18 protein-coding genes are annotated in these 23,490 nt (G+C 70.1%); 6 read left to right on the top strand and 12 right to left on the bottom strand.

The genetic code is table 11. The annotated features are described in order from the left end of the window. The first annotated feature begins 135 nt into the window (after positions 1–135). The 5 genes from glgX (at position 136) to IEY87_RS11165 (ending at position 9,987) form a co-directional block, all read left to right on the top strand. Positions 136–2,229 carry a glycogen debranching protein GlgX gene (gene glgX, locus IEY87_RS11185; protein WP_189138483.1) on the top strand — a complete coding sequence of 698 codons (2,094 nt, stop codon included), beginning with the start codon at positions 136–138 and terminating at the stop codon, positions 2,227–2,229. Next, positions 2,222–4,375 carry a malto-oligosyltrehalose synthase gene (gene treY / locus IEY87_RS11180; protein WP_189138482.1) on the top strand — a complete coding sequence of 718 codons (2,154 nt, stop codon included), beginning with the start codon at positions 2,222–2,224 and terminating at the stop codon, positions 4,373–4,375. The genes glgX and treY overlap by 8 nt, the downstream gene beginning before the upstream one ends. Continuing rightward, positions 4,365–6,077: a malto-oligosyltrehalose trehalohydrolase gene (gene treZ / locus IEY87_RS11175; RefSeq protein ID WP_189138481.1), complete on the top strand. Its 1,713-nt coding sequence runs from the start codon at positions 4,365–4,367 to the stop codon at positions 6,075–6,077. Before treY ends, treZ begins: the two co-directional genes overlap by 11 nt. A gap of 129 nt (positions 6,078–6,206) precedes the next feature. Further along, positions 6,207–9,080 (top strand): ATP-binding protein, encoded by a 2,874-nt coding sequence (locus tag IEY87_RS11170; RefSeq protein ID WP_189138480.1) that lies wholly within the window; start codon positions 6,207–6,209, stop codon positions 9,078–9,080. A gap of 85 nt (positions 9,081–9,165) precedes the next feature. Further along, positions 9,166–9,987 carry an SDR family oxidoreductase gene (locus IEY87_RS11165; RefSeq protein ID WP_225276930.1) on the top strand — a complete coding sequence of 274 codons (822 nt, stop codon included), beginning with the start codon at positions 9,166–9,168 and terminating at the stop codon, positions 9,985–9,987. A gap of 139 nt (positions 9,988–10,126) precedes the next feature. Here IEY87_RS11165 and IEY87_RS47140 read toward each other — a convergent pair whose 3' ends face one another. The 6 genes from IEY87_RS47140 to IEY87_RS11125 form a co-directional block, all read right to left on the bottom strand. After that, positions 10,127–10,543 carry a hypothetical protein gene (locus IEY87_RS47140; protein WP_189138479.1) on the bottom strand — a complete coding sequence of 139 codons (417 nt, stop codon included), beginning with the start codon at positions 10,541–10,543 and terminating at the stop codon, positions 10,127–10,129. 73 nt (positions 10,544–10,616) lie between these two features. Beyond that, entirely contained in the window at positions 10,617–10,931 is a 315-nt protein-coding gene (locus tag IEY87_RS47135) for a DUF1720 domain-containing protein (protein WP_225276993.1), read from the bottom strand. A 425-nt stretch (positions 10,932–11,356) separates the two neighbouring features. Further along, on the bottom strand, positions 11,357–12,568 hold the full coding sequence (locus tag IEY87_RS11145; protein WP_189138476.1) for a hypothetical protein: 1,212 nt from the start codon (positions 12,566–12,568) through the stop codon (positions 11,357–11,359). A 1,330-nt stretch (positions 12,569–13,898) separates the two neighbouring features. Beyond that, on the bottom strand, positions 13,899–14,963 hold the full coding sequence (locus tag IEY87_RS45610; protein ID WP_225276929.1) for a winged helix-turn-helix transcriptional regulator: 1,065 nt from the start codon (positions 14,961–14,963) through the stop codon (positions 13,899–13,901). A 64-nt stretch (positions 14,964–15,027) separates the two neighbouring features. Beyond that, on the bottom strand, positions 15,028–16,623 hold the full coding sequence (locus IEY87_RS11130; protein WP_189138475.1) for an FAD-dependent monooxygenase: 1,596 nt from the start codon (positions 16,621–16,623) through the stop codon (positions 15,028–15,030). A 133-nt stretch (positions 16,624–16,756) separates the two neighbouring features. Then, entirely contained in the window at positions 16,757–17,047 is a 291-nt protein-coding gene (locus tag IEY87_RS11125) for an MTH1187 family thiamine-binding protein (protein ID WP_189138474.1), read from the bottom strand. Between the two features lie 11 nt (positions 17,048–17,058). Between IEY87_RS11125 and IEY87_RS11120 the strand changes: the two genes are divergently transcribed. Next, entirely contained in the window at positions 17,059–17,439 is a 381-nt protein-coding gene (locus IEY87_RS11120; protein ID WP_189138473.1) for a hypothetical protein, read from the top strand. A 31-nt stretch (positions 17,440–17,470) separates the two neighbouring features. Here the strand turns inward: IEY87_RS11120 and IEY87_RS11115 are convergent, their stop codons facing one another. The 6 genes from IEY87_RS11115 to IEY87_RS11090 form a co-directional block, all read right to left on the bottom strand. Beyond that, the gene (locus IEY87_RS11115; protein WP_189138472.1) at positions 17,471–17,794 is read right to left on the bottom strand and encodes a hypothetical protein; all 324 of its coding nucleotides are present in this window, start codon (positions 17,792–17,794) and stop codon (positions 17,471–17,473) included. A gap of 10 nt (positions 17,795–17,804) precedes the next feature. Further along, positions 17,805–18,482 carry a uracil-DNA glycosylase gene (locus IEY87_RS11110; RefSeq protein WP_189138471.1) on the bottom strand — a complete coding sequence of 226 codons (678 nt, stop codon included), beginning with the start codon at positions 18,480–18,482 and terminating at the stop codon, positions 17,805–17,807. A 106-nt stretch (positions 18,483–18,588) separates the two neighbouring features. Further along, positions 18,589–19,488 (bottom strand): carbohydrate ABC transporter permease, encoded by a 900-nt coding sequence (locus IEY87_RS11105; protein WP_189138470.1) that lies wholly within the window; start codon positions 19,486–19,488, stop codon positions 18,589–18,591. Further along, positions 19,485–20,864 carry an ABC transporter permease subunit gene (locus IEY87_RS11100; protein ID WP_189138469.1) on the bottom strand — a complete coding sequence of 460 codons (1,380 nt, stop codon included), beginning with the start codon at positions 20,862–20,864 and terminating at the stop codon, positions 19,485–19,487. Before IEY87_RS11100 ends, IEY87_RS11105 begins: the two co-directional genes overlap by 4 nt. 13 nt (positions 20,865–20,877) lie before the next feature. Continuing rightward, positions 20,878–22,200: an ABC transporter substrate-binding protein gene (locus tag IEY87_RS11095; RefSeq protein WP_189138468.1), complete on the bottom strand. Its 1,323-nt coding sequence runs from the start codon at positions 22,198–22,200 to the stop codon at positions 20,878–20,880. Between the two features lie 7 nt (positions 22,201–22,207). Then, positions 22,208–23,443: an ABC transporter substrate-binding protein gene (locus IEY87_RS11090; protein ID WP_225276928.1), complete on the bottom strand. Its 1,236-nt coding sequence runs from the start codon at positions 23,441–23,443 to the stop codon at positions 22,208–22,210. Positions 23,444–23,490: the final 47 nt, after the last annotated feature.

Below are 23,490 nucleotides of genomic sequence, written 5' to 3'. Positions count from 1 at the left end.
GGTCCCGAGGGGGTGCGGCGTGATCGGTGCGAGGCGCGGGGAAGGTAAGAGATTGCCGTCGGGCGGGCGTACGAAACCGGGGTTGTCCGGTGGAGCGAGAGGACACACCATGGGAAAGACCGTGAGGGAGCTTCGATGATCGAGGTGTGGCCGGGGGACCCGTACCCACTCGGGGCGACCTACGACGGCGCGGGGACGAACTTCTCGCTCTACACCGAAGTGGCGCACTCCGTGGAGCTGTGCCTGTTCGACGACGACAACCGGGAGTCACGGGTCCAGCTCACCGAGGTGGACGGGTTCATCTGGCACGGCTACCTGCCCGGCATCGGCCCGGGGCAGCGCTACGGCTACCGCGTGCACGGCCCCTACGAGCCGGCCCGCGGGCTGCGGTGCAACCCGGCCAAACTGCTGCTCGACCCGTACGCGATGGCGATCGAGGGCGGGGTCGACTGGGACGAGGCGGTCTACGGCTACCGCTTCGGCTCGCCGGACACCCGCAACGACATGGACTCGGCGCCCTACGTGCCGCGCTCCATCGTGATCAACCCGTTCTTCGGCTGGGGGCACGACCGGCCGCCCGCGACGCCGTACCACGACACGGTGCTCTACGAGGCGCACGTGCGCGGCCTGACGATCAGCCACCCCAAGATCCCCGAGCACCTGCGCGGCACGTACGCCGCGCTCGGCCACCCGGAGATCCTCGACCACCTCACCAAGCTCGGCGTGACGGCGCTGGAGCTGATGCCGGTGCACCAGTTCGTCACCGACCACATCCTGGAGGAGCGCGGGCTGGCCAACTACTGGGGCTACAACTCCATCGGCTTCTTCGCCCCGCACAACCGCTACTCCAGCCAGGGGCAGCGCGGCGGGCAGGTGCTGGAGTTCAAGGCGATGGTCCGGGCGCTGCACGAGGCGGGCATCGAGGTCATCCTCGACGTGGTCTACAACCACACCGCCGAGGGCAACCACCTGGGGCCGACGCTGGGCCTGCGGGGCATCGACAACCCGGACTACTACCGGCTGGTCGACGGTGACAAGCGCTACTACATGGACACCACGGGCACCGGCAACAGCCTGCTCATGCGCTCCCCGCACGTGCTCCAGATGATCATGGACTCGCTGCGCTACTGGGTCATCGAGATGCACGTCGACGGCTTCCGCTTCGACCTGGCCTCGACCCTGGCGCGCGAGCTGCACGAGGTCGACCGGCTGAGCGCGTTCTTCGACCTGGTCCAGCAGGACCCGGTGCTGTCGCAGGTCAAGCTCATCGCCGAGCCGTGGGACGTCGGGCCGGGCGGCTATCAGGTGGGCAACTTCCCGTCGCGGTGGACCGAGTGGAACGGCCGCTACCGCGACACCATCCGCGACCTGTGGCGCGGCCAGCCGGCCACGATGCCCGAGTTCGCCTCCCGCTTCACCGGGTCGAGCGACCTCTACCAGGCCGACAGCCGCCGCCCCGCCGCCTCGATCAACTTCGTCACCTGCCACGACGGCTTCACCCTGCAGGATCTCGTCTCGTACGACCACAAGCACAACGAGGCGAACAAGGAGAACAACCGCGACGGCACCGACGACAACCGGTCCTGGAACTGCGGCGCGGAAGGCCCGGCGGACTGGGCCACCGAGTCGCTGCGCGAGCAGCAGAAACGCAACTTCCTCACCACGCTCTTCCTGTCGCAGGGCGTGCCGATGCTCTCCCACGGCGACGAGCTGGGCCGCAGCCAGCAGGGCAACAACAACGGCTACTGCCAGGACAACGAGCTGACCTGGGTGGACTGGTCGGACGTCCGGGAGAACTGGCTGCTGCTGGAGTTCACCCAAGGTCTGGCCGCGCTGCGCAAGAAGCACGCGGTCTTCCGGCGCAGGAGGTTCTTCTACGGCAAGCCGGTGCGCGGCCTGAGCGACATCGCCTGGCTGACCCCGACCGGCGAGGAGATGACCGACAGCGACTGGAACGTCGGCTACGCCAAGTCGCTGGCCGTCTTCCTCAACGGCGAGGCCATCACCGAGCCCGACCGGCGGGGCAGGCCGATCCGGGACGACTCGTTCCTGCTGCTGTTCAACGCCCACCACGACACCATCAAGTTCACGATCCCGAAGGACTACGGCGAGATGTGGCAGACCGAGATCGACACCGCCATGCCGATCGGGCTGGACGTGCGGATGTGCCGGGCCGGTGAGGGCGTGGACGTGCCCGGACGCAGCATGCGGGTGCTGCGCCGTGTCTAGGCCGATCTCGACCTACCGCCTGCAGCTGACCCCGGACTTCGGCTTCGCCCAGGTGGCGCAGGCCGCCGGCTACCTGCGCGAGCTGGGCGTCAGCCACCTCTACCTGTCGCCGATCCTCCAGGCGACCGCCGAGTCCCGGCACGGCTACGACGTCACCGACCACTCCAGGATCCGGGAGGAGTTCGGCGGCGCCAAGGGTTTCCGCGAGATGGCTGAGCAGCTGGCCACGCTCGACCTGGGCGTCATCCTCGACCTCGTCCCCAACCACATGAACACCGGCAACGCCCAGCTCTGGTCGGTGCTGCGGGACGGCCGGGGCTCGCCGTACGCGAGCTGGTTCGACATCGACTGGGACGACAACGTTCAGGGCGGCGGTGGGAAGGTGGCGCTGCCCGTGCTGGGCGACGACACCGAGCCGGTGGTCGACGGCGACCTGCTGCGCTACCACGAGCACACCTTCCCGCACCCCGGCCACTACCGGCTCGTCGACTGGCGCGAGGGGCCCGGCTACCGGCGCTTCTTCGACGTGTCCACCCTGATCGGGGTACGCGTCGAGGACCCGGCGGTGTTCCTCGCCACGCACGAGGTGATCTTCTGGCTGCTCGACGAAGGGCTGGCCGACGGGCTGCGGATCGACCACCCCGACGGCCTCGCCGACCCACGCGGCTACCTCGACCGGCTGCGCGCCAGGTCCGGCGGGGTGTGGACGGTCGTGGAGAAGATCCTCATCGGCGAGGAGCGGCTGCCGGACGACTGGGCGTGCGACGGCACCACCGGCTACGAGGTGCTCAACCGCGTCAACGGGCTGTTCGTCGACCCCGAGGGCAAGACGCCGCTGATCGAGCTGTTCAGCCGGCTGACCGGGGAGCCGGACGACTACCTGCCCGTGGTCATGCGGGCCAAGCGCGAGGTCATCGACCTGTTCTTCGGCGCCGAGGTCAGGCGGCTGGCCCGCGCCGCCGCCTGCCCGCCCGAGGCGGTCGCCGAACTGCTGGCCGCGATGCCGGTCTACCGGGCCTACGTGGTGCCGGGCGAGCCGCCGCCGCCCGAGTCCGTCAAGATCGTCGAAGCCGCCGCCGCCACCTGCTCTCCCGCCGTCCGGCCCCTCGTCCAGCAGGTCCTGTACGGATCGGCCGAGGTGATCACCCGATTCCAGCAGGCCTGCGGGCCGGTCATGGCCAAGGGGGTGGAGGACACCGCGCTGTACCGGTGGTTCCCGCTGTCCTGCCTGAACGAGGTGGGCGGCGAGCCGGACCGGTTCGGCGTTTCGGTGGAGGAGTTCCACCAGTTCTGTACGGAGATGCGACCGGAGTCGATGACCACCCTGTCCACCCACGACACCAAACGGTCGGAGGACGTACGGGCCCGGCTGGCCGTGCTGTCGGAGATGCCGCAGGAGTGGGCCGAGGCGGTGTCGCAGTGGTCGGCGGAGCTCAGCTTCGATCCGCACCTCGACTACCTCGCCTGGCAGAACCTCATGGCCGCCTGGCCGATCTCGGCCGAGCGGTTCGCCGACTACCTGCTCAAGGCGGCGCGCGAGGCCAAGACCGCCATCTCCTGGGTCCGTCCTGACCCCGGCTACGAGCAGGGGCTGCGCGACTTCGCCGCGGCCGCCGTCCGGCTGCCGGTGGGCCGCTTCACCGAGCGGATCGACGGCTTCGCCAGGTCCAACTCGCTGAGCGCCAAACTCCTCCAGCTCATGATGCCGGGGGTGCCGGACGTCTACCAGGGCAACGAGACGACCGACTTCTCCCTGGTCGACCCGGACAACCGGCGTCCCGTCACCTTCCCGCGCACCCCCGCCTCGGACTGGGACCGGGTCAAGCTGCTGGTCACCGGTCAGGCGTTGCGGCTGCGCCGGCGCCTTGGCCACGCCGCGCCGTACACGCCGCTGCAGGCGCGAGGCGAGGCGGCGGAGCACGTGATCGCCTTCGTCCGGGGCGAGAGCGGCGGGCCGCAGGCCGTCGCGGTCGCCACCCGCCTGCCCGTCCGCCTGGCCGAGAGCGGATGGGGCGCCACCACGCTGGCGCTGCCCCCGGGTCACTGGCGCGACCTGCTCGGCGGCGGTCAGCACACCGGGCTGACCCCCCTGGCTCACCTGCTCGGCAAGCATCCCGTCGCACTCCTGGAGAGACATGATCTTTGAGGTGTGGGCACCCACGGTCACGGCAGTCGAGCTCGACGTCCCCGGCGGACGGCGCCCGATGTCCCCCGGCCAGGACGGGTGGTGGTCCGCCGCGGTGCCCGAAGCCGGGCACGGCACCAGGTACGGCTTCGTGCTCGACGGCGACGGCCCCTACCCCGACCCCCGCTCACGCTGGCAGCCCGAGGGCATCTTCGGCCCCAGCGCCGTCTACGACCACGCCCACTTCACCTGGACCGACCACGGCTGGAAGGGCCGCGACCTGCGCGGCAGCGTCATCTACGAGCTGCACATCGGCACGTTCACCACGGAGGGGACGTTCGAGGCCGCCGCCGAGAAACTCCAGCACCTGACCGAGCTGGGCGTCGACCTCGTGGAGATCATGCCGGTCGCGCCGGTGCCGGGCAGCCGCAACTGGGGCTACGACGGCGTCGACCTCTACGCGGTCAACCACACCTACGGTGGCCCCGACGGGCTCAAGACCCTCGTCGACGCCTGCCACCAGGCCGGCCTCGGCGTCATCCTCGACGTCGTCTACAACCACCTGGGGCCGTCGGGCAACTTCCTGCACCCGTTCGGTCCGTACTTCTCCGGATTCGCGGGCAGCTACTGGGGCGAGGCGGTCAACCTCGACGGGCCCGGATCCGACGTGGTGCGCCGCTACTTCATCGACAACGCCCTGCAGTGGCTGCGCGACTACCACGTCGACGGGCTGCGCCTGGACGCGGTGCACGCGCTGCACGACCGCCGCGCCACCCACCTGCTGGCCGAGCTGTCCGACGAGGTGGACGTCCTGTCCTGCTCGGTCGGCCGGCCGCTCACGCTGATCGCCGAGTCCGACCTGAACGACCCCCGCATGGTGCGCTCGCGTGACGCCGACGGGTACGGCATGACCGCGCAGTGGAACGACGACGTGCACCACGCGCTGCACACCGCCGTCAGCGGCGAGCACCACGGCTACTACGCCGACTTCGCCGGGCTGTCCGCCCTGGCCAAGGTGCTGACCTCGGGTGTCATGCACGACGGCGGCCATTCGAGCTTCCGCGGCCGCGCCCACGGCCGGTCCTTCGCCGGCGTGCCCGGCCACCGGCTGGTCGCCTGCCTGCAGAACCACGACCAGATCGGCAACCGGCCCATGGGCGACCGGCTGCCGATCCCGGAGCTCAAGCTCGGCGCCGGGCTGCTGCTCACCTCGCCGTTCACGCCCATGCTGTTCATGGGGGAGGAGTGGGGGGCCAGGGCGCCGTTCCTGTTCTTCTCCGACCATGTCGATCCGGAGCTGCGCGACAGCGAGGGCGGGCGCCGGCAGCGCGAGTTCGAAGGCTTCGGCTACGCCTGGGAGGCGCCCGACCCGTCGGAGGAGGAGACGTTCCTGCGCTCCAAGCTCGACTGGTCCGAGCTGAAGGACGAGGAGCACTGGTCGCTGCTGTGCTGGTACCGCGACCTGACGGCCCTGCGCAGGGCGCTGCCCGAGCTGTCGGACCCGCGCCTGGACCGGGTCCGGGTGGACCACGACCCGGACGACCGATGGCTGGTCATGCGGCGGGGGTCGCTGGCGGTGTCGGTGAACTTCTCCCCGGAGTCCCTCACCTTGCCGATCCCGCTGGGCGTGGTGCTGCTCGCCTCCGACGAGAACATGTCCGAGACGCCGGAGGGGGCCCGCCTGCCGGGCCAGTCCCTGGTGATCCACCGCCCCGACACCTGAGCACCGGCCATAGGGTTGCTGCGCGACAGACCGATCGACGGGGGAGTGGTGACCGTGCGGCACAGGGCCCGGACAGGGGAATGCGCCCTTCCCCGCGCCACGGACCTGCCCGGCTCCTGACCGCCTGCCGTGCGATTCGGGGTCCTGGGGGCCGTGGAGGTGTGGTCGGCCGACGGCGAGACGGTCGCCGTCGGCGGACCGCGCTCGCGTGCGCTGCTGGCGATCCTGCTGCTGAACGCGGGCCGGACGGTGGCCGTGCGACCACTCGTCGAGGGCCTGTACGGCCCGGGGGCGCCGAGTGGCGCGGCGCACGCCCTGCAGTCCCAGGTGTCCCGGCTGCGTCGCCGGCTCGGGGCCGCGGGCGAGACCGGGGATCGGCTCCAGTTCGGTCCCGCCGGGTATCTGCTGCTCGCCGATCCCGATGACGTCGACGTCCACCGATGCGAGCGGCTCGCCGGTGAAGGGCGGCGCTCGCTCGCCGCCGGAGACCACGAAGGCGCCGCCCGGCTGCTGGGCGAGGCCCTGGAGCTGTGGCGGGGGCCGGCGCTGGCCGACGTCATCGACGCGCCCTTCGCCGGGGAGCAGGCCGCCCGGCTGGAGGAGCTGCGGCTGGCCGTACTCCAGGACCTGGTGGAGGCGCGGCTGGCGCGCGGTGAGCACCACGACCTGGCGGCGGAGCTGCCGGAGATCGTAGCGGCCCATCCGCTCCGGGAGCGGCTGCGCGGACAGCTCATGCGGGCCCTGTACGGAAGCGGCCGCAAGGCCGAGGCGCTCCTGGTGTTCGAAGACGCGCGGCGGACGCTGGCCGAGGAGCTCGGCGTCGATCCCTCCCCGGAGCTCGGCGATGTGCACCTGGCGATGCTGCGCGCCGGGCCCGCGCCCGCCGAAGCGGTGGGAGGCGGGGTCCCGGCGCAGTTCACCACCTTCGTGGGGCGCGACGGCGACCTCGAACGCGTCCGCGCGCTGCTCGGCGAGCGACGCCTGGTCACGCTCACCGGGCCGGGCGGAGTCGGTAAGACCCGGCTGGCGGTCGAGGCCGCCGGACGGGAACAGGATGAGGTCCGCTTCGTCGACCTTGCCGCCCTGGCCGACGGCGCGGCCGTTCCCCAGGCGCTGATCAACGCGCTGGGCCTGCGCGAGGCCGGGCTGGTGCCTTCGCTGTCCGGTCCGCTCGACCCCGTGGAGCGGCTGATCGCCGGGCTGGCCGAACGCCGGGTGCTGCTCGTGCTGGACAACTGCGAACACGTCGTCGCCGAGGTCGCCGCGCTCACCCGCCGGCTGCTGGCGGCCTGCCGGGACCTGCGGATCCTGGTCACCAGCAGGGAGAGGCTGGGCATCACCGGGGAGACGCTGCACCCTGTCCCGCCGCTGCCCCTGGACGGCGGCGGCCATCCGGCCGCGCGACTGTTCGCCGACCGGGCCGCCGCCGTGCGGCCCGGGTTCCTGGTCAGCGACGCCAACGCCGACGCGGTGGCACGGATCTGCCGGGCACTCGACGGACTGCCGCTGGCGATCGAGCTCGCGGCCGCGCGGCTGCGGTCGCTGACACTCGAAGAGGTCGAGGCCCGGCTGGACGACCGGTTCCGGCTCCTGTCGCGCGGCGATCGTTCCGCGGCGCCCCGGCACCGGACGCTCCGCTCGGTCGTCGGCTGGAGCTGGGATCTGCTGAGCCGCCCCGAGCAGGCGCTGGCCGCGCGGCTGACGGTGTTCAGCGGCGGCGCATCGCTGCACGCGGCCGCCCGGGTCTGCGGGCCGTCCGAGGGCGAAGCCGTCGAACTGCTCGCCGACCTCGTCGACAAGTCCCTGGTGGAGGCGGGCGGAGGCAGATACCGCATGCTGGAGACCGTCCATGCGTACTGCGCCGAGCGGCTGGCCGACGACGGCGAGCGGGAACAGGTGCGCGCCGCCCACGCTGCCTACTTCCTCGACCTGGCCCAGGCCGCCGAGCCGTGCCTGCGCGGCCCTGATCAGCTGGAGTGGCTGGCCCGCCTCGACGCCGAACGTGGCAATTTCCACGCGGCGCTCCACTGGGCGGCGGCGGCCGACCCCACGCTCGGGCTCCGCCTGCTCGCCGCTCTGTCGTGGCAGGGACAGTTGCGCGGGCTGCCCGGCGAGCGGACCGCGGTGGCCGCCGGCCTGCTCGTGACGATCGGCGACGAGCCGCCCGCGGGTCTCGAAGAGGAGTACACGCTCTGCGTGGCGCACGCCGCCGCCGCCGACAACGCGCACGATCAGCTCCTGCGCGATCGGCTGGAGCGCCTCGCCGATCAGCCTCTCCGATACCCGTTCCTGCGCGTCCTGCGCTTCATGATGAACGGTCCCCGCGTGGACGAGGAGACGCCCGCCGATCCATGGTCGCGAGCGTTCACCAGCATGGAATCGGGGGTCAAGGGCCTGTTCGGCGGCGATCGGGACACCGCCGAGCCGGCGTTGCGCGCCGCGCTGGCGGGATTCCGGGAGATCGGGGACCGATGGGGAGTCCTCACCGTACTGAAGCAACTGGCCGGACTGGCGGACGAGACGGAGTCCACCGCGCTGATGGCAGAGGCCATCGACCTGGCGGGGCGGCTGGGCGCGGTGGAGGACCTGACCAGGCTGCTCGTCAGGAACGCCGACAGGCTGACCGACGCCGGTCGGCTGCTCCCCGCGCAGGCGGAGTACGAGCGCGCCGTTGACTTCGCCCGCCGTACCGGCACGCCCGAGACCCAGGCCGGCGCCCTGCGCGGCCTCGCGGACCTCGCGCGCCTGCGCGGCGAGCTGCCGGCCGCCCGTGACCTGTACGACCGGGCGTTGCGGGGCTGCGGCCGGGCCTCGATGGGCGCCGCGTTGACGCGCTACCGGATCCTCTTCGGCCTCGGCCGGGTCGCGGAGGCCGAACGGGACGCCGACCAGGCCCGCTCGTGCTATCGGCAGGCCCTCGCCATCGCGCGCGCGTACGGAGATCTCCCGAGCACCGCCGCCTCGGCCGACGCTCTGGCCGCGGTCGACGCCCGTGGGCGGTGAAGGGCCGGTGTGCGGATGGTGACCGTATGGTGAGCGGTCCCCGCCAGCCTCGTGGTCATCGCCTCATCACTGACGGGAGACCGACATGACGGACCTCAAGGGCATGACAGACCTCAAGAGCAGGGCGGACCTCAAGGGCAAGACCGCGCTGGTGACCGGCGCCTCACGGGGAATGGGCCGAGCCATCGCCCAGCGACTGGCCACGGACGGCGCGCTGGTGGCGGTGCACTACAGCCGGCACGCCGACGCGGCCAAGGAGACGGTGGCCGCGATCGAACAGGCCGGTGGCGAAGCCTTCCCCGTCCAGGCGGAGTTCGGCACGGACGGTGACGTGGGGACGTTGCTCACCGGCCTGACCGCCGGCCTGCGCGGGCGGCCGCTGGACATCCTGGTCAACAACGCGGCCTGCGGGAACCTGGAGACGGTGTGGTCGGCCGGGTCGGTCGACCAGCTGACGTCCGAGCGGTTCGACGAGGTCTTCGCGATCAATGTGAAGGCGCCGCTGTTCCTCGTCCAGGCGACGCTGCCGTTGATGCCCGACGGCGGGCGCATCGTCAACATCTCCTCGCTCGCCACCCGGATCGCCCTGCCCAGTCAGATCGCGTACGCGATGACCAAGGGCGCGCTGGAGGTCATGAGCCGGACGCTGGCGAACGCGCTCGGCGGACGCGGCATCACGGTGAACACGGTGCGCCCCGGCAGCACCGACACCGAGGTCAACGACACTCTGCGCAGCCCGGAGCTCCGTGCCGTCCTGACGGATCTGACCGCGCTCGGCAGGATCGGCCGGCCGGCCGACATCGCCGACGCGGTCGCCTTCCTCGCCTCGGACGACGCTCGCTGGATCACCGGCAACGTGCTCGACGCGACCGGCGGCGCGTACCTCGGCCCCATGTGGGCACGCTGACCGTCCCTCCGGTTGGCTGTGGACAACCTCTCGTCATCCACAGAACGCCGTTCGGCGCCACGCCGCTGACCGGGCATTGCCGATCCTGAGTGCCTCATCGAACGCCGGAGGCTCTTATGAAGATCGTCCTTTCGCTGCCCTACGCGTTGACGTCCCTGTTCGTCGTCGTCGCCGAGCGGATCCCGTTCGACGTCACAGCCGTGCCATGGCGGGTGGGCGCATCCCACAGAAGGGCTGCCATAAGAGCGATCGGCAGCCCGGCGCTGCTGGTCACCCACCATCCGACACCATGGAGACCCGGCTGGACCAGCCTCACGCCTGCCGAGCGGCGCCTGCCGCGCCGCTCCGGGCAGCACCTTGTCATCTCGACGACGGCCGCACCGCACGAGCTGCCCGGCAGCCTGCAGCTCGCCCGCGCGACGGCCCGCGCCCTGGCCCGCGAGTACGACGGCCTGCTGATCGACCCCCTGAGCAGCACGGCCGTGCCCGCCTGCGAAAGGGCGGAGGGGGAGCCGGTGGACTTCGATCTGGGCGACAACTGGCTGAGCTGGTCCATCCACTCCCAAGACACCCTCCCCTACCCCCCTCCACCCCCTTGGGCCAACACCCCACCCCAAAGCACCGACACATCAGAGCCAGCCTGGAACCCCCAAGGGCTGCAGCCGCGCCGGGACTCCCGTGGGTTGGGGTCGGACCCTGACCCCCGTGGGTTGGGGTTGGACCTTGACCCCCGTGGGTTGGGGTCGGACCTTGACCCCCGTGGGTTGGGGTTGGACCTTGACTCCCGTGGGTTGGGGCGGGACCGGGACTCTCAAGGACCGGAGCCGGGCTGGGGCCCTCGCGCAGCTGAGCCAGACGCCTGGGATGGCCTGAGCGTCACCTCGCGAGGACTCCGGCGCTTCGCCCTGCCCGAGATCACCCTGGACGGCGCGGCCTGCACCCACCGCGAGTGCGCCACCGGCCTGCTGCGCCTGGTCGCCCACCGCCTGGTCGCCGACCAGTTGGCCTTCGTCACCGCGCACCCTGACGCCAGGCAGCGCACCATCGACGACCACCTGCGGATAGAGCCCTCCCCGCCCGGCGACCACGACCCAACGCCCTTCACCGTCCGCCTCACCCCCTGCGAAACCGGCTCCCCCGAGCCAGGCCGCCCCGGCGTCACCACCCGCCTCAAGGTCGCCCCCGCAGACGGCACCGACCAGACCACCTGCCTCAAAGTCGCCCCACCCCCGGACTTCCCAGACGGCCTCAACGACTGGCTCCCGGAAACGAGTCGAGCTTCCCTGGCCTCCATCGACTGCCACCCATCACCGGCCCTCGCCGCATAGGCCCGCCCGTTGAACTGGGCCGGCCCAATGAGGCCACCCGGCTACTGGACGTTCGCCTGGCGGTCGCCCTGCGACGGAAAGCTCGCCGGTAGCGGGAATTGCTCCGTGACCGGTCGCCCGCCGGCGGCGGGAGGCTGCCCCGTGACGGGACGCTGGCCGGTGGCCTGGGGACTGCTTTCGGGCGGGGCGCTTGGCGCTGGTGACGGGGAGTTCTGCTGTGACGGGGTGCCCGCCTGCGGCGGAGGGCCTGCCTGCGGCGGGGTGCCCGCCTGTGACGGGGTGCCCGTCTGCGGCGGGGTGCCCGTCTGCGGCGGGGTGCCCGTCTGTGGCGGAGGGCCGTGCGGTGATGGGCGCTCGCCGGTGGTGGGGGGCTGCCCTGCCACGGGGTGTTGGGCTGTGGTCGGGGGTTGCCTCGTTACGGGGTGCTGGGCTGTGGGGGAGGGCTGTCTCGGGACAGGGGATCCATCTTCGACGGGTGGTTGGGCGGTTTGCGGGGGGTGAGGTGTGGCCGGGAGGTGGGTGGTCGTGGAGGGGGTGCGCCATTCACGGTTGGCGGGGCCTTGGGTGGAGGCTGCCCAGACTGCCTCGGCGCAGATGAGACGAGCGGCTTCGACCGGCTCGGCGTCGCGGACGTGATGGCCCTCCTGGTCACGCCACAGGACGGTGACGATGCCGGTGACCAGGGTCGTGCCGCTCATCACGTCCTCGTACACCACCCGGCGGTTCACGGTCAGCGTCTCGTGGTCCGGGGCTCCAGCGCTCTCCCAGCGCCAGCCTCGGCAGGTGTCGCCGGGCTCGGCCTTGTTGACGCGGATGTCAGTGACGAACGTACGGGCATCGTCCCGATTCAGGATCGTGGAGGTACGGATGCGGGCGACCAGAGCTCGTGCCAACTCATGGCGGCGCTCAACAGGCCAGTCCACAGCTTCATGCGAGTTCGACCGCCACTGCGGGCCGAGGTCGGGATATCGCCTTGCCAGCGCCCTCCACCAGTCCGGCCACCCTTCGCGCTCCGCCATCTCACCCAGGCTCCGCTGCCGCACCGTCTTCGCCATCCGGTCGAACGGCGTGTCCGGAGGGAGCCCTTTGGCGGCCAAGAAATCGGCCATGGTCGCCCCCTGCTCCGCGAGCTGCTCCTCCAGCACGGCCTGTTCGCGCGCGACCCGAGCCGCCGGCCAGTCCGCCGCCTCAGAGACCGGCACCTTGACCGGTAGAGGCCGCTGCTCTACGCCGTCGAGGCCCGCTGAAGGCACGGCGTCTCCCCCCGGCACCGCAGCACGTGGCGGAACGGCCGGAGTCCACATGTCCGACGAGGAGTCCCGCCCCTCAGCAGCCGAGGTCCTCGCATGTTGCGAAAAGTCGGATACGCCCGATGCCGAAACCCCCCGGGCCGGCGGGAGGGCAGGTGAGCCTGATGCCGGAACTCCTTGGGTCGGCGGGTGGTCCGATACGCCCGATGCCGAAACCCCCTGGGCGGGCGGATGGTCCGGTAAGCCTGGTGCCCGAGCCTCCTGGGTCAGTGGGAGGTCGGGTAGGCCCGGTGTCGGACCCCCCTGGGCGGGCGGATGGTCCGGTAAGCCTGGTGCCCGAGCCTCCTGGGTCAGTGGGAGGTCGGGTAGGCCCGGTGTCGAGACTCCCTGGACCGGCGGTTGGTCCGGTAAGCCTGGTGTCGGAGCTCCCTGGGTCGGTGGGCGGATCTGGAGGTCGGAGGCCGGGGTTCTCGCGTGTGGAGGAAAGACCTGTACGTCGGTGGCCGGAACCCTTGAGGCTGCCTGGTGGGTCGGCGGTTTCAGGTCGGGGAGGAAGCTCTGTGACTGGGGAGTCGGGGGTGTCGCGTTCGGGGGGAAGTCCTGGGGGTCTGCGTCTGCGGTCGGCAGGCTGTCGACGTGGTCGGGGCGGGCGTGTCTGGCAGGGTCGAAGGCATCCCGGATCGGCCAGAACCTGATCAGCCACCGCTCGGGCTCCCGGCTCTCGTACGCCTGCTCCAACTCCTCCTCCGATCCGGTCGCCGGAAGCTCCCCCGCGGGCTGGGAGTGCGCGGTCAGGCCGTACAGGAAGTGGGGTGGGCCGATGACGAAGCGCTCGGTCGCGTCCTCCGCGACCGAGCCGACGGCCACGAAGCCGGTGCCGCCCTCGATGGTGGTGTTCTCGACGGGGACCCAGGCGGTGTCCGGCTCAGGTGGTGGCGAGTCCCAGGCTTCCAGGCGAATGTGGGCTAGATCGCCGTCGCCAGGACTCTCCAGGAGGATGTCACCGTCGTTGCGTTCGAAGAAGATGGCGAGCTCCCCGAACTCCACCAGCACCGTGTTGTCGAGACCACGGATGAGACGTGCCACCGGACCTGCCTTCGCCCTCATAGTTGATCACAGGCTACGGAGCTTAGAGGACTCCGCCGACAAACCAGCTCAGCGAAGTCACCACCTGCGACCCGGCTTATTAGGCCTGGTGCGGAACGTCCGCGAACGGTCGTTCGTGCACCATTTCCAGCCAAGGCGAAAGGCTGCGCCGGTGTCCTGCGGAGCCTGGAGATGCGCGATGGCACGCGAGGCCAGGAAAGGAGCTGCTGATCGCTGCCTGCGTCCTTCAGTGCGTGTGGCGGCCTTGGGTGACGGCGCGGGCTGCCGTCAGGGACTGCGTGATGGCCGTGGGGATGTCGAGCACGGGAAAGATGACATGGCGTACGACGCGCAGCCGGTCCACCACCAAAATGAGGCGTTTGAGGCGTATCGCTTGACCTGCGCGGAAGGTGGGCAGCCTGAGTGCCGCCGCCAGCCTCAGGTCCATGTCGGAGAGCAGCGGGAACGTGATGCCCTCGGCCTCGGCGAAGGCGGCTTGCTCGTCGGGCCGTTGGGTGCTCACCCCGTGTACGGCGATCCCTTCGACGGCGAACTCGGGCAGCCTGTCACGGAAGAGGCGGTTCTCCAGAGTGCACCCCATCGTGCCGGGGATGTCCCCCCAATGCGGCGGCAGGGCGCCGGGCGTACCCGTCGCCGGATAGCCGAACAACACCGTGGCTCCCGCATCGGCGACCACATCACTCGCCCCGCTCCACCCCGCCCCCGCTACGCCGACCACCCCTGAACCGACCTGCGCCCTGCCGTCCGGGCGCGGTGTTGCGCCGGGGTGGAGGTTTGGCGAGGTGTGGGCTGGTTGGGGGTGGACCTGTGGGTTGAGTTCAGCTGCTTCACGGTGGCCGGGCTCGGTGGACGGCGGGGAGGGGCGGGTGGCCGGGAGGAGGAGGGGAGTGGGGATGCGGGTGCCGAGGAGGCCGTGGACGCGGGCGGTCTCGGTGTCGTGGCTTTCCGGTAGGGCGGTGAGGGTGCCGTCGCCGAGGAGCCAGCGGTCCGCCCAGTCCTGCATGGTGATGAGCAAAGGGGCCAGCGCCCAGCCGGTGTCCGTCAGGACGTACTCATGGCGTACTGGCCGGGTCTGATAGGGGTCGCGGGTCAGCACCCCATGCTCCACCAGGTGTTTCAGCCGTTCGGTGAGGACCTTGCGGGAGATGCCGAGCTCCCCGAGCAGATCTTCGAAGCGCCGGTGCCCGCGGGCCACCTCGCGCACGATGAGCAGGCTCCACCAGTCGCCGATGACGGCGGCTGCCTGGGCGATCGAGCATTGGGCATCTTGCGCACGCAGTTGCCGGCTCATCTGGCGAATATATCCGGATAAGTCTCTTTTGGGAACTTAATTGACCAGCCGGGAGCGTCAGGTGTCAGCGGCTGAGGATCTGCCGCAGCACCCTCTCCAGGGTGTCCGCCGGGGCGGCGTCCGGTGCCGGGGAGCGCCAGGCGATGTAGCCGTCGGGGCGGACCAGCACGGCGCCGCCCTCACCGACGCCGTAGCGCTCCCGCCAGCGCCCCTCGACGTCCACCACCTCCGCGCCGAGCACGATCGTCCGAAGCCGTACGCCCAGCCGCTCCGCCACCAGGCGGCCCGACTCCGCCCACGACTGCCGATCTGCCAGCAGGACGAACTCCGAGCCGTACAGGTCGATGGCGGAGATCCGCTGACCCTCCCGGTCGAGCGGCAGGTGCGGGGCTCGGCTGCCCGGGCGGCCCACCGGGTTCAGGGAGTCCTCCAGCAGGGACCCGTCGTCGCCGGCTTCGTCGATGATCGCGGTGGAGTGACAGCGGCAGCCGAGCATCGCCCGCAGGGGGTCTTCGAGGGGCTCCGGGTAGCCGATGCGGACGGACGGGGGCATGCGCTGTCCCAGGTTCGCCAGTTGGGCGTCGGCCGTGAGGACGCCGATCGGGCGGCGTTCGGCGTCGTAGGTGTCAAGAAAGTCCGGGCCGGCCTGACCGGTGACCACCAGCCAGAGGCGCCAGGCCAGGTCGCAGCCGTCCTGGAGCGCGGTGCTGCCGCCCTGCCCGCCTGTCGGCGGCATGGTGTGGGCGGCGTCGCCGGCCAGGAACACCCGGCCTTCGCGGTAACGCTCGGCGAGAATGTGCGCCATGGCGAAACTGGTCTTGTCGAGGACCCGTACGTCCAGGTCCGGGACGCCGACGGCCAGCCGGACCAGCTCGGCGCAGCGCTCCGGGGTGAAGTCGTCCTCGTTCTGGCCCGCCGTGGGCGAGTAGTTGACGCCCAGGACATGCGCACCCACCCCGGTGCCGGTCACGATCACTCCGGTGAAGGCGTCGTTCTGCAGGTACCAGAGCGTGACCTCGCGCTCGCGCACCAGCCCGGACAGGTCGGCGTCGAACATGATCGAGCAGATCTCCCCCAGCTCACCCTTCCCCTCGACCGGGATGCCGAGGGCCTGGCGCAGCGGGCTTCGAAAGCCGTCGGCGGCCACCACGTAGTCGGCCCGCACAAGGGTGTCCTCGCCGCCGGCGCGGATCATCACGGTCACGCCGTCGCCGTCCTGCTCAAGGGAGATCAGCTCGGTGGAGAAGCGGAGGTCGGCGCCGAGCTCCTCCGCCTTGGCGCGCAACACGCGCTCCACCTCGGCCTGCGGCGCGCCGACCTGCGCGGCGGGTGTCGCGTCGGCGAGGAAGGCGAACGCCTCCTTCTCATCGCTGATGATCATCTGAGGGTTCGGGTCGCTCAGGTCGGTGGCGATGGCGATGCGCATGGTGTCGCCGATGCCCGCCCAGATCTCGCTCAGCGTCCGCTCGAGGCCGGGGACCGGCCGCATCAGCTCGACGGCCCGCGGCCCCACGCCGAACGCCTTGGGCTGGATCGCCGTGCCGGCATGCCGTTCGACCAGCATGACGGGCACCTTGCGCCAGGCCAGCATCATCGCCGCGCTCAACCCCGCGTAACCGCCGCCTACGACGAGCACGGGCACTCGCTGGTGTCTCTGCATCTCCTACCTCCGGTACGCGTAATATCGCGTTGACGAAGAAACGATATGTCGCGTCTCAGCAGACGGTCAAGACATATCGCGTCTTGATTCACGACATATCGCGTTATAGGAGATGGGAGAGAGGAGGCGTCGCTCAGCTCAGGTGGCGCTCCAGTGACTCGACCTTGCTCGTCATGCCGTCCGTGACCCCGGAGCGCATGTCGGCCTTGAGCACCAGCCCCACGCGGGGCGCCACCTCGGCCACGGCGTCCACGGCGTTCTTGATCACCCCCATCACCTCATCCCAGTCACCCTCGATCGTGGTGAACATGGCGTCGGTGTGGTTGGGCAGGCCGCTCTCACGTACGACCTTGACGGCCCGGGCGACGGGCTCGGCGACGCCTTCGCCGACGCCGAGCGGGGTGATGGAGAATGCCACGATCACGATGCGCCCCCTTGAGGCTCCCGGCACGGACCGTCCGCGCCGACCAGCAAGGCCAGGAGCCGCTGCCCGAGCCGCTCCTGCTCATCGGCGGTCGGCTGCGCGAGGCCGGCGGCACTCAGCTGGCCCTGAAGATCTTCGATCCTAGCGAGCACCCGCCGACCGACCTCGCTCAGCTCCGGTGTACGGCCGACCTCGCTCAGCTCCGGTGTACGGCCGACCTCGCTCAGCTCCGGTACGGGTGGCCTAGGTCAGCTCCGGTACGGCCGGCCTCCGGGGCGAGATGCTCCACGGCCAGAGGGCCCGTGGCGAGAGGCTCCACGGCAAGAGGGTCCGGTCCCGGGGAGTCGGGTGACGACGCCGACATCCCCGGCCCGCTCAGCCTCGGCGGGTGACCGGGCCGGCGCCACAACGCGCGCGGACCGGTCAATCGTGGATGTGCTCTTCCTCTTCCTCTTCTTCGCTAGGACCATCGGAGGGCTCGACCCCGAGCACGGCCTCGCGCGGCTCGATCTCGTCGATGTGCTCGACGAGCTGCAGCACATGCTCGGGCTCGATCAGCCACTGCAGCGCGGAGGCGCCGGTCTCGTCGGCGGAGACCAGCTCCGCCTGCTCGGCGCGCTCCTCGTCGGTGAGCTCGGCATCGGGGTGCCGGATCTCGGCCAGTGCCGCGGCCTGGAGGGCGTCAACGTCGAGCACTTCGACGGTCAGCTCGACCGTGAGGCGTAGGAACTTCTGTGCATCACTCATGGCGACGAGCCTAGGGCAGCTTCCACTCCACAGGAGCCGCGCCTTGCTGGACGAGAAGGTGATTGGCGCGACTGAACGGCTGGGAGCCGAAGAAGCCGTTGCGGGCCGACAGCGGCGACGGATGGGCCGACTCGATGCGCGGCACCTGGCCGAGCATCGGCGCGAGGTTGCGCGCGTCGCGCCCCCACAGGATCGCCACCATCGGCTTGTCGCGGGCCACGAGGGCGCGGATGGCCTGCTCGGTGACCTCTTCCCAGCCCTTGCCGCGGTGTGAGGCGGGCTTGCCCGGCATCACGGTCAGCACCCTGTTGAGCAGCAGCACGCCCTGCTCGGCCCAGGGCGTGAGGTCGCCGTTGGCCGGCCGGGGGAGGCCGAGGTCGCTCTCCATCTCCTTGTAGATGTTGAGCAGGCTGCCCGGCAGCGGCCGCACGTCGGCGGCGACGGAGAACGACAGGCCGATCGGGTGGCCCGGCGTGGGATAAGGATCCTGGCCCACGATCAGCACCTTCACCTCGTCGAAGGGCTGGTTGAAGGCGCGCAGCACATGTGCGCCCGCAGGGAGGTACTGCCTGCCTTCGGCGATTTCCTTGCGCAGGAACTCGCCCATCTGGGAGATCCGCTCGGACACGGGCGCGAGAGCCTCGGCCCATCCGGCTTCGACGACTTCGTTCAGGGGACGACCGGTCATGGCCGGTGAGCTTAGTCAGCTCTGGTACGGCATGCGTACCGAACAGGGGAGAATGATCATAAAGGTGGGCGCCCGCGCCCCCGGGGGAAGCGGGCGCCCACAGGGGCTACTTGACAGAGCCGGCCATCATGCCCTGGACGAAGTAGCGCTGGAAGGCGAAGAACAGAATCAGCGGGATGATCAGTGACATGAAGGCACCGGACGACAGGATGTCGATGTTGGTGCCGAACTGCCGCATCTGAGACTGCAGGGCCTTGGTCATCGGCTGGCTCTCGGTGTTGGCGAAGACCAGAGCGATGAGCATGTCGTTCCAGACCCAGAGGAACTGGAAGATCCCCAGCGAGGCGATGGCGGGCTTGCCCAGCGGGAACACGATCTGAACGAAGATCTTCCACTCCGGCGCGCCGTCCATCCGCGCCGCCTCCAGCAGCGAGGACGGGATGCCGACGAAGAAGTTACGGAGCAGGAAGATCGCGAACGGCAGCCCGAAGGCGACGTGGAACAGCACCACGCCCGGGATCGTGCCGAAGATCCCGACGCCTCCGTAGATCACGGCCACCGGGATGAGCGCGATTTGGATCGGCACGATGAGCAGCCCGACCACGATCAGGAAGAGCGTGTCGCGGCCCTTGAAGTCCATCCAGGCGAACGCGTAGGCCGCCATCGCGGCGATCCCGATCACCAGGACGGTGGTCGGCACCGTGATCGCCACCGTGTTCCAGAAGGACGCGGTGAAGCCACTGGCCAGCAGGCTGCTGTAGCTCTCGAAGGTGATCTCGGCCGGCTTGGTGAAGATCGTCCACCAGCCCTCGGCGGCGTTGACCTCCGGTGTGCGCAGCGAGACCACCAGGAGGCCGAGTGTGGGCACCAGCCAGAACAGGCCGAGCAGCACCATCACGACCTGGAGGGCGCCGCCGCCCAGACGGTCGACGATCCGGCCGACCAGGCCTCTCTGTGGCGCTCCCGCGTGCGTCGGCGCGGGAGCCGGGGCCGTCGCGGTCGTCATGTGTCTTCCCTCCTGAACCTGCGAATGTTCATGATCATGAAGGGCAGGACCAGAATGAGCAGGAAGATGGCCAGCGCGCTGCCGAGCCCCTGGTTGTTCCCGCCGCCGAACGCCACGCGCCACATCTCCAGCGCGACCACGTTCGCCTCCGGCTGGACCGACGCCGGCGCGATGATGAACACCAGGTCGAACACCTTCAGCGTATTGATGATCATCGTGACGAAGACGACGAGCAGCACCGGTGAGAGCAACGGCACGGTGATGCGTCTGAACACCTGCCATTCCGTGGCGCCGTCGATGCGGGCGGCCTCCAGCGAATCACGCGGGATGGCCGCCAGCCCCGCCGCGATCAGCACCATGGCGAAGCCGGCCCAGACCCAGATGAACGCACCGATGATCGCCGGTGTGATGAGCGTCGGGCCCAGCCAGGTCAGGCCGTTGTAGGCGCCCTCGAAGTTCGCCTGCGGTAGTCGTACGACATAGGAGCCCGCGGGCAGGCCCTCGAAGCGGAAGGAGCCGTCCTCGGCCGTGGTGGCGGTGCCCGCCACCTGGCCGTTGCTGACCGCTTCCACGGTCATGCCGGGCAGCCCCTTCTCGGTGGTGTCCACGGCGCCGCTCACGCCGCCGCCGCCGGGGGTGAAGTCGAACCAGACGGTGCCGGAGAGCTCGTCGCCGCCCGTGACGGCGGCGGCGGGCTGAGCCGCGGCCGGCATGAACTCCGGCTTGACGCCGACGATCGGGATCAGCACCGGCTGGCCGGCCTGCGCCGGCTGCTTGGTGACGACCGCGCCGTCGTCGCCCGCGGCGACCGCGGACTGGTCGCCCTCACGCGGCCGGGCGCCCGGGTAGCCCTGGGAGGAGGAGAACGTGTCGTGCACGGTGGTCAGGATGGCGTTGGCCACGCCCTTGTCCGGGTCCTCGTCGTACACGAGGCGGAAGATCACGCCGGCGGCCATCAGGGAGACGGCCATCGGCATGAAGACGATCAGCTTGAACGCGGTCGCCCACTTGATGCGCTCGGTCATGACCGCGAAGATCAGACCCAGTGCGGTGACCATGATCGGCGCGGCGACCACCCAGATGAGGTTGTTCCGGATGGTCTTGAGCATGCCGTCATCGGTGAAGATCGTCACATAGTTGCCGAGCCCGACGAACCCGTCACCGGGCGCGTCGAACAGGCTGCGGAAGATGGAGTAGACGATCGGATAGACCACCCAGATTCCCAGCAGCAGGGCGGCGGGAAGCAGGAAGGCGACGGCCATCATCGGGGATGGGCCGAGGCGTCGTTGCTTACGGGGGGTATCAGCGGGTCCCGAGGCGGGCCCGCCCGAGGTTTCCTCGGGCGGGGCCTGCGGGCCGTCCAACCTTTCGGTCACGGCCTTACCCTCTTTACTTCCAGGCCTTCTTGGCCTCGGCTTCGAGCGCCTCCTGGGCGCCCTTGATGTCGGTCGGCTTGCGCAGGAAGTCCTGCAGAACCTTCCACTCGCCCTTGCCGTCGGTGCCGCCGAACGCGCTCGGCGCCAGGTCGGACATGTCATAGCGGACCGCGTCGCCGGCGGAGATGATCGTCTGGCCGAGGGCCTTGGTCAGCGGGTCCGGGTAGTTGTCAGGCGAGACGTTCTTGTTGGGGGACAGGTAGCCGGGCAGCTTGGCCCAGACCTCGCCGCCTTCCTTCGAGGCCAGGAACTGCAGCAGCGCCATGGCGCCGGGGGAGTCCTTCATGGCCACCGCGACGTCGCCGCCGAGCACGACGGGGGCGGTGTCGCCGACCTTCGGGAACGGGAAGTACTTGGCCTCCTCGCCGACCTTCGCGCCCGACTCGACGGCGGTGACGGCCACGAAGTCGGCCTCGATGACCATGGCGGCCTTGTCCTGGCCGTAGACCTTGGTCACACAGGTCGGGAAGTCGGTCTGCAGCGCGCCGCTGTTGCCCTCGGCGAGGAACTCCTTCTTGCCCGTGATGTCCGCGATCCTCTCCAGCGCGGTGGCCACGCTGGCGTCGGTCCACGGGATCTCGTGCTTGGAGAGCTGGTCGTACTTCTCCGGGCCCGCGGTCGAGAGGTAGACGTTCTCGAACAGGTCGGTCAGCGTCCAGCCCGAGGCGCCACAGAAGGAGAAGGGCGGAGTGCCGGAGTCGGCGATGGTCTGCGAGGCCTTGATCAGCTCGTCCCAGGTGGTCGGCGGCTGCACGCCGGCGTCCTCGAACGCCGCCGAGCGGTACCACACCAGCGACTTGTGCGCCGCCTTGATCAGCACACCGTAGACCTGGCCGTCCGCGGAGCCCAGCTCCTTCCAGTACGGCGTGTAGTTGGCGTCGATCTCCTTGGTGACGTCCCCGGTGAGCGGCTTGAGCGCCTTCTGGTCGGCGTACTGCTGGACCAGGCCCGGCTGCGGGAGGATCGCCACGTCGGGCGGGCTGCCGCCCTGGATGCGCGGGCCGAGGTAGGCGCCGGTGTCCTCACCGGTGGAGGCGTAGGTGACCTTGGCGCCGGTCTTGTCGGAGAAGGCCTTGAGCACCTGCTCGAAGTTCTTCTGCTCCTCACCGGTCCACTTGGCGGCGACCTCGAGTGAGACGCCCTCGAGCGTCTTGGCGGCCGCCTGGGTGGGCGACGCCTCTCCCGACGGCTGGGTGGTCGTCGGCGCGTTACCGCCACAAGCGGTGACGGCGACCGCCAACCCCGCCAGGATCGCTACTGCTCTGCCTTTTCGCATTGCTGCCTCACTGGGTTTTGATGATCTCTTCGAGTTCGGCTTTCAACGAGGCCGCCACATCATCGGCGGACTCGGAAGACTGGGGTTTGAGCGCCTTGGCGACCGTGCTGGCGATCACCAGGCTGAGCTGGTTGTAGTTGGCGCCCGCCGCACGCGGCTTGGCGGCCAGAATGCTCTCCTTGAGTACGGGCAGGTACGGAAAGCGTTCGATCAGCTCGGGATCGTCGTAGAGCTCGGTCCACACCGGCGGGAAGGACCCTTCGGTGAGCACGCGGCGCTCGTTCTCCAGACTCGTGAAGTAGCGGATGAACTCCTGTGCGGTGTGCTGGTGCTTGGAGAAGGCGCTGATGGCGAGATTGCTGCCACCCAGCGCGCTGGATCCGGGCCCGTTGAGCCCGGGCAGCCTGGTCACCGCCACCTTGTCGCCGAGCCTGACCCTGGCCGGGCCATAGGCGTGCGGCCAGTTGCGGGCGAAGGCGAGCCGGCCTTCCTGGAAGGCCAGGCGGGACTCCTCCTCCTTGTAGTCCAAGGCCTCCTCGGGGATCCACTTCTCGCGCAGGCCCTGCTTGAGGAAGTCCAGCGCGATGGCGGCCTTGGCGGGGTCGAGGGTCACCGTGGAGCCGTCGGGGCTGAGGATCTGCCCGCCCGCCGACTGCACAGCCTCGGAGAAGTTGACGGTCAGGCCCTCGTAGGCGAGGAACTGCCCGGCGTAACCCTCGATGTCATGCTTTTTCGTGATTGCTAGGGCTTGCTGGCGAAGTTCCGCCCAGGTGCGCGGCGGCTTCTTCACCAGATCGGTGCGGTAGTAGAGCAGGCCCGCGTTGCTCGTATAGGGGACCGCCCAGAGTTTGTCCTGATAGATAGCGGTGTCCACGACAGGCGGCAGGAACTTGTCGAGCGGGAACAACCCGCGCTCCAAGGGGATGATCCAGCCGTTGTCGGCGAACTCCGCCGTCCATACGACGTCCAGTCCGAGCACGTCGTAGCGGTTGCTGTGGGCCTGCAGGTTGGCCGCTATCTGAGCGCGTTGCTCGTCGGCGACCTCGGGTAGTTCGAGCAGCGTCACCTTTTCGGCCGGGTGGGCCTGGTTCCAGCGATCCAGCAAGGGTTGCAGGTATGCCGTGGTGTCGCGCCCCGTGGCGAAGGTGATCGGGCCGGTTCCGCTGGCTCCGGTCGCACTGCCGCCATCTTGGCCCGCCGTCGAGCATCCTGCCGCCAGGAGGGCGGCCATCGCGACTGACAACGAGCGAATCACCCGATTGAGCTCCGGTTTCTTGGTTATTACATACA

Origin of the sequence: Nonomuraea glycinis, assembly GCF_014646515.1 — a bacterium.
GTDB classification, from domain to species: Bacteria; Actinomycetota; Actinomycetes; order Streptosporangiales; family Streptosporangiaceae; genus Nonomuraea; species Nonomuraea glycinis.
The sequence above is the reverse complement of the archived record's forward strand: the minus strand, read 5'-3'. Positions and strand labels throughout refer to the sequence as shown.